This is a genomic window from Prescottella sp. GW823-FHT02E09 (assembly GCF_058797375.1).
Window position 1 is genome coordinate 613729 of sequence record NZ_JBXAJP010000003.1, and the last position, 10034, is coordinate 623762.

Consider the following 10034-nt stretch of genomic DNA (forward strand, 5'->3'; position numbering starts at 1 on the left):
AGCACGTGAACGGTCCCTTCAGCTTCGAGCCTGGGCGACCCCGATCAGTTCAGACCCAGGTCCTCGAGACCCAGGAGCGAGCGGTATTCGAGTCCCTCGGCGGCGATGATCGCGTCGGCGCCGGTGGCCCGGTCGACGACGGTGGCGACACCGACGACGACGGCACCCGCGTCACGCAGCGCCTTGACGGCGGTGAGCGGCGAGTTGCCGGTGGTGGTGGTGTCCTCGACGACCAGGACACGCTTGCCGACGACGTCGGGGCCCTCGATCTGGCGCTGCATGCCGTGCGCCTTGGCGGCCTTGCGGACCACGAACGCGTCGATCGGGCGTCCCTCGGCGTGCATGACGGCCATCGCGACGGGGTCGGCGCCCATCGTCAGACCGCCGACGGACACGAAGTCCCAGTCGGCGACCAGTTCGCGCAGCAGCTTGCCGATCAGCGGGCCGGCCCGGTGGTGCAGCGTCGCGCGGCGCAGGTCCACGTAGTAGTCGGCTTCCTTACCCGAGGACAAGGTCACCTTTCCGTGCACCACCGCCAGCTCGCGCACCAGCGCAGCGAGCTCGTCGCGATCCGTCATCGGTCGCTCCCATCACCGTTCGAAGTCAGACACATTTCGTCGCGTCGAGCCTAGCGAGGGGGCCAGGTCACGGCGCCTGCGGCCCTCAGGCCGCGACGTCGGTGACGCCGTCGTCCCCGGTCCCCGAGTCCTCGGATCCGGACGCGGGCACTTCGAGAATCGTCGCCTCGAACGGCTGTACCCCCACGATCCCGATTCTGCGGGCGATCAGCCCTGTCGGGAAGGTGGCGAGCGCGCGGTCGAGGCGGCCGGCCATGTCGTTGTAGACCTGGATCGCGCCGGCCAGCCGCGCCTCGGTCTGCTCGATCTCGTGGCCGGGTCGGGTGAACGCCCAGTCGTTGCGCAACGACGGGTAGCTACGGGCGGTGGTGAGCAGGGATTGCAGGGCCTCGGACAGCGCGTTCTCGGCGCCGGCCTGCCGACGCGGATCGAGGCCCTCCTCCCGGATCCGCATGGCGAGGGTGCGGGCCCCCGACACGGTGTTCACGAGGTCCCGGCCCACCGTCTCGGCGGCGGCCAGTATCAGGCCGGGGATGTACTCGTACCGACGATCGAGCTCGACGTGAACGAGCCCGAGGGCTGCCCGGACGCTCGCGTCGGTCCGGCGGAGCTGCCGGACGGCGGCCGTCACCCAAACCACAGCGCTCACTGCAGCCACTACAAGAACAAGAACAACACCCGACACGACAACCACAGAAGCGGAATCTACTGGGAGGGGGCGGGTGCCGCTATTCGACGGGCTCGGGCGTGCCCGGGCGACCCGGATCGTGCGCGGCAGGCTCCATGGCCGGCGGTTCCGTGGCGGGCGGAAGCACCCGAAGCATGCCCGACAGTCGGGCGACGGCCTCGATCGCCGCATCCCAGTCCCGGCCGGAGCTGCCCACCGGCAACGAGCCCAGCGTCCACTGGCCCTCGCTCCACAGCATCTGCACCTGCGGCGGCACCGCCTCGGTGAACGCGACCATGCGCTGGTCGCACACCCGGCGCGCGATCTCGAGATCGGTCGCGAACACCACGCGCGGCCCGATCGCTCCCAGCAGATTCAGGTCGGTGTCGCGCGGCGGTGGCGTCGACTTCAGACGCAGGTCGATGTCGACATCCGAGCCCACCTCCCGGTGCACTGCGACGATCGTCGCCGTGTCCTCGAGGTCGAAGAGCACGAACTGCTCGCCCCGACGGACACCCCGCACGACGTCCACCGCACCGAGGTACTCCTGCTTCGAGAGAGCTGCACGATGCCACGCGGACGGCAGGTGCTCATCGGAGGAGTTGTACGTGTATCCCTGCGCCTTCGCCCAGATCTGCCGGACCCGACCCGTCTGGTCGCGTCGCGAGCGATCGACATAGAGCAGCGCGATAGCGCCCGCGAGCGCTATCACTGCCAATCCGAACCACATAGCCGTCATCGAGAGTCAGCCTAGCTACTCCCGGGCCTGATCCGGGCATCCGGTGCCGCGCGTCAGTTGCCGAAGTCGGGAAGCGTCGTGTCGATGATCAACTTCGCGGTGACCGCCCCGCCTTCGACCGTGTCGCCCTGCACCAGTACCGATGCGCCAGGCTTCAGATCGGCGACGGTGTCGGCGGTGAGGGAGATCAGCGTGGTGTCGGCGTCGGTGCGCACGGTGACCTTCGTCCCGCCGATCGAGTCGACGGTGAGCGTGCCGCCGTCGTTGGCGGTGATGGTGCCCATGGCGGTTCCCGCCTTGCCGATCAGTTCACCGACACCACCGGGAATGCTCTCGAGCGGGGATGTCGTGTCGGGCGCCGACGTGGGCGGCGGGGTGCTGCGCGGCTGCCCGGGCGCAACCGGGGCCGACGTGCGGGTCGACGGGGCCGCGGCTGTCGTCGAGTTGTCGGGGCCGCCGCTGTTCAACAGGAAGCCGACGCCCAGGCCGAGGGCCAGCAGCACCGCACCGGCCCCGACGGCCGCCCACAGCCCCACCCTGCGGCCAGGTTTGTGCTCGGGCGTGTTCTCGATGGACGGCGCCTCACCCGTCGGCGGCGGACCGGGCGGCGGGTACCCGCCCTGCGCGTAGTACGTCGGGTATGCCTGCGTCGGATTGGACGGCGGAGCCTGCGGATCGAAGCGGGGATCGTATGTGGGGTACGCCTGGGTCGCATTCGGCGGCGGCGAACCGTACGCCTGGTAAGGGTCGGCCGTGTAGTACTGCTCGGTGGGCTGGTCGGGCGCGGCAGCCGGACCGATCTGCCGGGTCGCGTCGTCGGCCGGGCGAGCCCACTCGACGGTTTCGTCGGACGCCTGCTCGGCGGGATCGTATGCGCGCTCCTGCGGGGTGCGGGGATCGCCGGGATTCGTCATCGTGGGGCCTCTCTCTTCCGTGCGGTCGCGTCGGGCCGACAGTTCAGGGTAGTGCGGGTTTCTGAGAGCCCTCTGAAGCGCCGGAGCCCCGCCGAGGGTGCGCGGCACGGCGAATGTCACGACATCGTGACATTCCGTGGCTTGCGCGGCGCGGCGGCGGGGCGGCGTCGTGACACGGCGAAGGCAGCCTCGTCGGCATGAACTTCCCCAGTCGTCGTATCCGCGTCCGCCCCGAACGGCTGCTGGCTGCGCTCGCGCTGGCCGTCGTCGGGGGCATGGTGTTCGGTCTCGCCGTTCATACTCCGACCGGCCAGGTTCTCGACCAGAACCTCATGGTCCGCGCATCCGCCTCACCGGCCACCGGCTTCTCCACCGTGTTCGTGGGGATGGTGATTCCACTCGTGCTCGTGGGCGGGACCCTGGTCGCGTTGCTGGTCGTGATGGGCGCGCAGCCCCTGCGACTCGCGGCGACGGTGGCGCTGGTGACCTTCGGGCCGATCGTGACCGCGTGGTGTCTCAAGCGCGTGCTCGATCGTCCGACGCTGGACGGTCTGGTCATGCACAACTCCTTCCCCAGCGGCACCCTCACGGCGGTCGCGGCAGTCGGATGTGCGGCGGTACTGATCGCGCCGCGGCGATGGCGGACCGCCGTCACGATCAATGCGGTACTGATGACGATCGGTACCGCTGTGACGGTGGTGGTGCTGCGTTGGCACCGCCCGAGCGACGCTCTCGGCGCACTGCTGATCGTCGGTTGTTTCACGCTGATCGCGTCGGCGTTCACGACCACCGACACGCACCGGTCGGCGCTCGCGCAGTTCTCGGATCCGCAGGCGGAACGGCTGGTGGAGCGGTGAGCGCGCCCCGGGACGTCGCGTGAGCGCGGGTACGATCCGAACCGGAGAACGCTCATTCGACGAAGGCGGCCGACACGTGGCAAGCATTCTCCTCATCGAGGATGACCCGGCTGTGGCCGAGGCGATGACCCTGGGGCTGAGCCGGCTGGGGCACCAGGTCCGGCACCGCGCGGACGGCAACACCGACGCGGCGACCGAACTGGACGGGATCGACCTGGTCCTCCTCGACCTCGGCCTGCCCGGCGACGACGGGTACGCGGTGTGCCGCCGGGTGCGGGCGGTGAGCACGGTGCCGATCATCATTCTCACCGCGCGATCCGACGACGTCGACACGGTCGCCGGGCTCGAGGCCGGGGCCGACGACTACGTCGTCAAACCGGTGACCCCACGGGTACTCGACGCCCGGATCAAGGCGGTGCTCCGGCGCACCGTCGCCGCCCCGGTGACGGTGCCGGCTCCCCCGTCCGCTCCCACCGGTTCGGGGCTCGACATCGATCGCCGCTCCCTGCGGGTGCACCGGGACGGGACACCGATCACGTTGACGCCGACGGAGCTGCGGCTGCTGCTGGTGCTGTCGGAGAATCCGGGGCACGTGCTGAGCCGGCAACAGTTGCTCACGGCCGCGTGGGACCAGGGCTATCTCGGCGACTCGCGACTGGTGGACGCCGCGATCCAGCGTCTGCGAGCGAAGATCGAGAACGATCCGTCCGAGCCGCGGATCATCGAGACCGTGCGCGGATTCGGCTACCGGTTCGTGGCGCCGTGAAACTGCGCCTCGGCGGGCTGCAGGCACGGTTCGTGCTGGTCTTCGTCACCACCGTCGCGGTTGTTGCGGGCACGACGGCGATCGCGATGGCGATCGCCGCGCGGTCCTGGGTCTACACCAACGCGCAGGATGCGGCCATTGCCGAATTCGAGGAGGAGATGTCGTTCGTGTTCGGCGAGGCCGTGGATCTCTCGGACCAGGTCGATCTGGCACGGAAGTTCCCGGGCAATGTCACGATCATGAAGGACGGTCACGTGTTGCGGGCGGGATCGGCCGACCCGGCGCAGATCCTGGAGTCGTTCCCCGGGGGGCTGGACTCGAACCGTCTGGTGCGGTTCAAACGCCTCGATTCCCAGCGGATCATGCTAGGCATCTCGTTCATGGTGCGCGACGCCACGTCCTGGGACACCGAGACGGAGGTCGAGACGTATGCGATCCGGCCGCTGGTCGGGGTGCAGGAGAAGTTCGACAGTCTCGTCGGTATCGTCGCCGTCACACTGACGGCGGGGATGGCGCTGTGCGGGCTGATCGGGTGGTGGATCGGTTCGACCCTGGTGCGCCCGCTGCGCCGACTGGACGACGCCGCCGCACAGGCCGCGGCCGGAGACCTCGACGTGCGGCTGCCCGAGGTCGGCGTCACCGAGCTCGCCCAGGTGACCGAGACTTTCAACGAGATGATGCGCCAACACGGTTCGGCGATCGCCCGGTTGACGGCGTCCGAGTCGCAGTCCCGACGATTCGTCGCCGACGTCTCCCACGAACTGCGGACACCCCTGGCGGCTCTGGTACCGATGGGCGAGATCCTGCGGGAGGATGCGGACCGTCTGCCCGCGGACACCGCGGCCGCGGCGCGCGTCGTGGGCTCCGAGATCACGAAACTGGCACGGCTGGTGGAGGATCTGATCGAGATGTCGCGGCACGATGTGGGCCGGGCCCGCCTCGACGCGAGCGCCGTGGACCTCGTGGCCCTGGTCCGCACGACCCTGACCGCACGAGGGTGGGGTGACCGCGTGCCGGTGTCGGCGTCGGGTCCGGTGTGGGTGCGTGCGGACGCCCGGCGCCTCGAGATCGTGATCGCGAACCTGGTGGGCAATGCGTTGCGGCACGGCGCCGATCCCGTCCTGGTTCGGGTGCGACTCGACACCGACACCGCCGCCGTGGTGGAGGTCCGCGATCACGGGCCGGGTGTCCCGGACGCGCTCCGGGAAGAGATCTTCGAGCGGTTCTTCAAGGTCGACACCGCGCGGGGACGGAGCGAGGGCAGCGGGCTGGGGCTGTCGCTCGCACTCGAGAATGCGCGCCTGCACGGCGGCAGCATCGTGATGATCCGCGACGCGGCCGTCACGGTGTTCACGCTCCGCCTGCCGACCATGTGAATCTCTGCAGTGCAGCGCTTTCCGTGATGACATAGTTGTTACGGTGCGTTGCTCGAATGTTGCGTTCCGCGGATACCGCGCGGACAGTGACGTCCCATGCTCGAACCGTGATCGAGACATTCGAGTCGACTACCGACCCCCTTCGCCGCCGGACGATCCCACGACGGCTCCGCTACTGCCTCGCGGTGACGCCCGTCCTCATCCTGGCGGCCTGTGCCGACGGGCCGACCGCGGATCCCGTCTCCGTGGTCGACGGCCCGCGCTCGTCGATGACCGGGGCCGACCGGACTCGCGGCGGAAGTTCCTCCGGGGCGATATCGTCCGACGACCGCGTCACCGTGTTCGACACCCACCTGTACGCGATCGGCGAGCTCGAGCCGGGTCTGCTTCGCGCCGTCCAGTCCGCCGCCCGGGACGCCGAGGCGGCCGGCATCTCGATGTTCGTCACTTCCGGGTGGCGCTCGGGTGAGTACCAGCAGCAACTGTTCGACGAGGCCGTAGTGAAGTACGCCGGCCGTGCGGAGGCCGAGAGATGGGTGCATCCGCCGACGCTGTCGAAGCACGTCAGTGGCGAGGCGATCGACATCGGCCCGACCGACGCGGACGACTGGTTGATCCGCAACGGCTCCGAGTACGGACTGTGCCAGATCTACGACAACGAGATGTGGCACTTCGAACTCGCCACGACCCCGGGTGGGCAATGTCCGCCGCTTCGGCCCGACGCGGCCTCGAGCTGAAACCTCAGGAGAGCGGCATACCGCGCTCGAGGAATTCGATCGCCCGCACGAACGTGGCCAGGTCCGGCGGGTCGTCACCGACCGCCCCGAGCGCCGCCCCGGCCACGACACCGGCGAACACCCGGACCTCGAAGTCGTCGGCGGGACGGTCGACGCGGACCGCGATCGCCTCCGCGAGGATGCGAACGGATCGGGTGAGCTCGCCGATCATCGCCGCCCGCAGTTCGGGCACGCCGAACAGCAACCGCTGCCGGGTGCGCTCGGCCGCCAGTTCGGCCGGCGACAGCGAGTCCAGCACCTCCTCGAACGCCTGCCGGCAGGCTGTCAGCGGCGGCACGTCCGACGGCTGGGCGGCGATCGCCGCGAGCATCGGCGCGTCCAGGTCGTCGACGAGGACCAACTGTTCCTTGCTGGGGAAGTAGCGGAAGAACGTGCTCGGTGAGACCTCCGCGGCGGCGGCGATCTGTTCGACGGTGGTCTCGGCATAGCCCTGCTCCGTGAACAGCCGCATCGCGTGCTCACGGATCAGGGCACGCGTGCGGAGCTTCTTCCGTTCGCGCAGACCCAGATGCTCAGTCGACGTGCTCATGCGCCCAGTGTTCCTCATCGACGGGCGCCGCGGCCTCGGGCTCGGGCTGCCTGCGCACCGGTAGCCCGACGATCGCGATCACCCCACCGACGACCGCAAGCGCGGCACTGATCCACAGTGACGAGACCATGCCGTGCACGAACGCCGCCTGCACCTGGTTCTCGAGCTCCGGGAGATTCGATGCCCGAGCGACTGCCACTCCGCTACTGATCGAATCCGACACCGCGGACTGTGCGGGTTCGGGCAGCGACGTGGACGGCAGACGAGCGTGATAGCCGGCGGCGAGGACGGTGCCCAGCACCGCGACTCCGATGGTGCCACCGGCCTGCCGAAGTGCCTGCACCAGAGCAGATCCCGACCCGGACCGCCCGGGTGACAGGGCGCCGATCGCGGCAGCCATCGCGGTGGGCATCGCCAGCCCCAGGCCCACCCCGGCCAGGGTCAGCCACGTCGCGGCCAGTCCGTAGCCAGATTCGATGGTCATGGTGGTGCCGAGCAGACACGCTCCCACCAGGGCCGCGAATCCGAGGGCGATGAGCGCGCCCGCGCCCAGGATCCGAGCCAGCAGATCGGTGAGGCGGGTGCCCACGACCAGTCCGGCGATCATCGGCAGTAGTCGCACCCCGATGCCGAGCGCGTCTGCACCCAGTACCGATCCCAGATACAGCGGCAGCGAGAACAGTAGACCGAACATGACGAAGTTCACGAGCGTCGAGAGCCCCGCACCGAGCGCGTAGTCGCGGTCGGCGAGCAGTGCGAGGTCGATGAGCGGGCTCCCGGATCGGCTCTGCCACAACAGGAACGCCGCCAGCAGCGCAGCGCCCACCCCGAGCGCCGCGAGGACGGGGGCGGCGCCCCAGCCATCGCTGCCGGCGGTGATGAAACCGTAGGTCAGCGCCAGCAGCCCGAGCGAGGACAGCAGTGCGCCGGCGACGTCGAAGCGTCCGGGTGCAGCGCTGCGAGACTCGGGCACCAGGAGCGCGACCGCGACGAGGCCTACGCACACCAGCGGAACGTTCACGAGAAACACCGAGCCCCACCAGAAGTGCCCGAGCAGCCACCCGCCGAGGATCGGACCGAGCGGCAGGCCGAGCGCGGTGGCGGTCACCCAGATCGTCATCGCCCGCTGCTGTTCGGTCTTGTCGGGGAACAGGATCGGCAGTACCGCCATCGACATCGGCATGATCGCCGCGGCGGCGAGCCCGAGGACCGCACGGGAACCGATCAACTGCGCACCGGTCTGCGAGTAGGCGCACGCGAGCGACGCGAGACCGAACAACACCATCGCGATCAGCAGCAACTTTCGCCGTCCGATGCGGTCCCCGAAACTACCGGCGGGCAGCAGCGCCGCGGCGAGCACCAGCGTGTACGACGTCGAGAACCACTGCAGCGACGACGTCGTCGCGTCGAGGTCCCGTGCAAGCGTGGGCAGCGCGACCGTGAGCACCATCATGTCGATCCCGATCGCGAAGACCGCGGTCGACAGCGCGGTCAGGGCCCACCAGCGGCGGCGGGACGTCGGTGTAACAGAACCTGAGGTCGAGTTCATGAGAGAACCTCCGAATTGACACCTCATTCCTTTTGAAAGTGTCTGCCACTTTCTCGGGGGTGTCAACGGTCCGGAGGTACCGATCGGATGGAGGCTCCGGCCTACAGCCCGCGGAGTTTCTCCATGTCGCGGCGCTCGCGCTTGGTAGGCCGACCGGTACCGCGGTCCCGCCGCGGAATCGACGCGAGCACCTCGGGAGCGGGCGGCGGCGGGCTGTTGTCCAGCATGCACGCGGCGGCGACCGGTGGGCCGACCCGCTTCGTGATGGGCCGCACCACGACGACGATCCGCTCGACGCCCGACACCCGCACCCGCACCTCGTCGCCGGGCTTGACCTGCACGGACGCTTTCGCCGGGGTCCCATTCACCCGGACGTGCCCGGACCGGCACGCGGCGGCCGCCTGGGACCGGGTCTTGAACAGCCGCACCGCCCAGGTCCAGCTGTCCACGCGGGCGCTCGTCGCGTCGGGGGTAGGGGTAGGCACGACGCCAGGCTACCCAGGCCCGGCACCACCCCGATTCCTCCCTCGTGGTGGGAACCCCCTCCGTCACCGACTCGGAGGTATCCGCCCTGCAAGACGGCGTTTTCGTCGGGCGACGAAGGTCCCTGTTCCGCCGAAACGACCCGCTGGGCGGGATGGTCCGCTGCCCAGGCCCGTCGCCCCGCCATAGCGTGGATTCAACGCAAGAACCGTGAGGTCTGGTCCGAGATTCCGGACGCGGGCACCTCGCGCTCAGGAGAGGACTCAGTCAATGAACGGACAGGATTCGGCTTCCCCCGCCGTCTCGTACGATGCCGTGGTGGTGGGCGCGGGCATCGCCGGCGTGTACGCGGTGCACCGGCTCCGTGAACAGGGCTTGACGGTGCGCGCGTTCGAGGCCGCGAGCGGTGTGGGCGGGGTGTGGTTCTGGAACCGCTACCCCGGTGCCCGCTGCGACGTCGAATCCGTCGACTACTCGTACTCGTTCTCCCCCGAACTCGAGCAGGAGTGGGACTGGAGCGAGAAGTACGCCACCCAGCCCGAGATCCTCGCGTACATCGATCACGTCGCCGATCGCTTCGACATCCGCCGCCACATCCAGTTCGAAACCCGGGTCACCTCAGCGGTTCTCGACGAGGACACCCTGCGGTGGACGGTGAGTACCGACCGCGGTGACGTGGTGTCGGCCCGCTTCTTCGTCGTCGCCGCCGGCCCGCTGTCGAACGCGAACACCCCGGCCTTCGCCGGTCTGGACACCTTCGCCGGCGACGTCTTCCACAC

Annotated in this window: 12 protein-coding genes; 5 read left to right on the forward strand and 7 right to left on the reverse strand. The window is 69.4% G+C overall.

Features of this window, described 5'->3' with window-relative positions:
• Nucleotides 1–44: 44 nt before the first annotated feature.
• The 4 genes from pyrE to AC1RIF_RS10680 form a co-directional block, all read right to left on the reverse strand.
• Nucleotides 45–578: an orotate phosphoribosyltransferase gene (pyrE, locus tag AC1RIF_RS10665; RefSeq protein ID WP_492601319.1), complete on the reverse strand. Its 534-nt coding sequence runs from the start codon at nt 576–578 to the stop codon at nt 45–47.
• Between the two features lie 85 nt (nt 579–663).
• Nucleotides 664–1227 carry a LemA family protein gene (locus AC1RIF_RS10670; RefSeq protein ID WP_492601320.1) on the reverse strand — a complete coding sequence of 188 codons (564 nt, stop codon included), beginning with the start codon at nt 1225–1227 and terminating at the stop codon, nt 664–666.
• A 79-nt stretch (nt 1228–1306) separates the two neighbouring features.
• Entirely contained in the window at nt 1307–1975 is a 669-nt protein-coding gene (locus AC1RIF_RS10675) for a TtfA family protein (RefSeq protein WP_492601359.1), read from the reverse strand.
• Nucleotides 1976–2037: 62 nt separating this feature from the next.
• Nucleotides 2038–2898 (reverse strand): DUF5666 domain-containing protein, encoded by an 861-nt coding sequence (locus tag AC1RIF_RS10680; RefSeq protein WP_492601321.1) that lies wholly within the window; start codon nt 2896–2898, stop codon nt 2038–2040.
• Nucleotides 2899–3095: 197 nt separating this feature from the next.
• Here AC1RIF_RS10680 and AC1RIF_RS10685 point away from each other — a divergent pair, with 197 nt between their 5' ends.
• The 4 genes from AC1RIF_RS10685 (at nt 3096) to AC1RIF_RS10700 (ending at nt 6634) form a co-directional block, all read left to right on the forward strand.
• Nucleotides 3096–3755: a phosphatase PAP2 family protein gene (locus tag AC1RIF_RS10685; RefSeq protein WP_492601322.1), complete on the forward strand. Its 660-nt coding sequence runs from the start codon at nt 3096–3098 to the stop codon at nt 3753–3755.
• A 76-nt stretch (nt 3756–3831) separates the two neighbouring features.
• The gene (locus AC1RIF_RS10690) at nt 3832–4521 is read left to right on the forward strand and encodes a winged helix-turn-helix domain-containing protein (RefSeq protein ID WP_492601323.1); all 690 of its coding nucleotides are present in this window, start codon (nt 3832–3834) and stop codon (nt 4519–4521) included.
• On the forward strand, nt 4518–5897 hold the full coding sequence (locus tag AC1RIF_RS10695; RefSeq protein WP_492601324.1) for a sensor histidine kinase: 1380 nt from the start codon (nt 4518–4520) through the stop codon (nt 5895–5897). Before AC1RIF_RS10690 ends, AC1RIF_RS10695 begins: the two co-directional genes overlap by 4 nt.
• 107 nt (nt 5898–6004) lie before the next feature.
• Nucleotides 6005–6634, forward strand: a complete 630-nt coding sequence (locus tag AC1RIF_RS10700) for a M15 family metallopeptidase (RefSeq protein ID WP_492601325.1) — start codon at nt 6005–6007, stop codon at nt 6632–6634.
• Nucleotides 6635–6638: 4 nt separating this feature from the next.
• Here the strand turns inward: AC1RIF_RS10700 and AC1RIF_RS10705 are convergent, their stop codons facing one another.
• From AC1RIF_RS10705 to AC1RIF_RS10715, 3 genes are all read right to left on the reverse strand, one after another.
• Nucleotides 6639–7223, reverse strand: a complete 585-nt coding sequence (locus AC1RIF_RS10705; RefSeq protein WP_492601326.1) for an acyl-CoA-like ligand-binding transcription factor — start codon at nt 7221–7223, stop codon at nt 6639–6641.
• Complete coding sequence (locus AC1RIF_RS10710) at nt 7207–8772, reverse strand: MFS transporter (protein ID WP_492601327.1); 1566 nt, start codon at nt 8770–8772, stop codon at nt 7207–7209. The genes AC1RIF_RS10705 and AC1RIF_RS10710 overlap by 17 nt, the downstream gene beginning before the upstream one ends.
• A 101-nt stretch (nt 8773–8873) precedes the next feature.
• Nucleotides 8874–9257: an Hsp15 family ribosome-associated heat shock protein gene (locus AC1RIF_RS10715; protein WP_492601328.1), complete on the reverse strand. Its 384-nt coding sequence runs from the start codon at nt 9255–9257 to the stop codon at nt 8874–8876.
• 268 nt (nt 9258–9525) lie between these two features.
• Here AC1RIF_RS10715 and AC1RIF_RS10720 point away from each other — a divergent pair.
• A partial coding sequence (locus AC1RIF_RS10720) for a flavin-containing monooxygenase (RefSeq protein ID WP_492601329.1) occupies nt 9526–10034 on the forward strand: 509 nt, incomplete at its 3' end.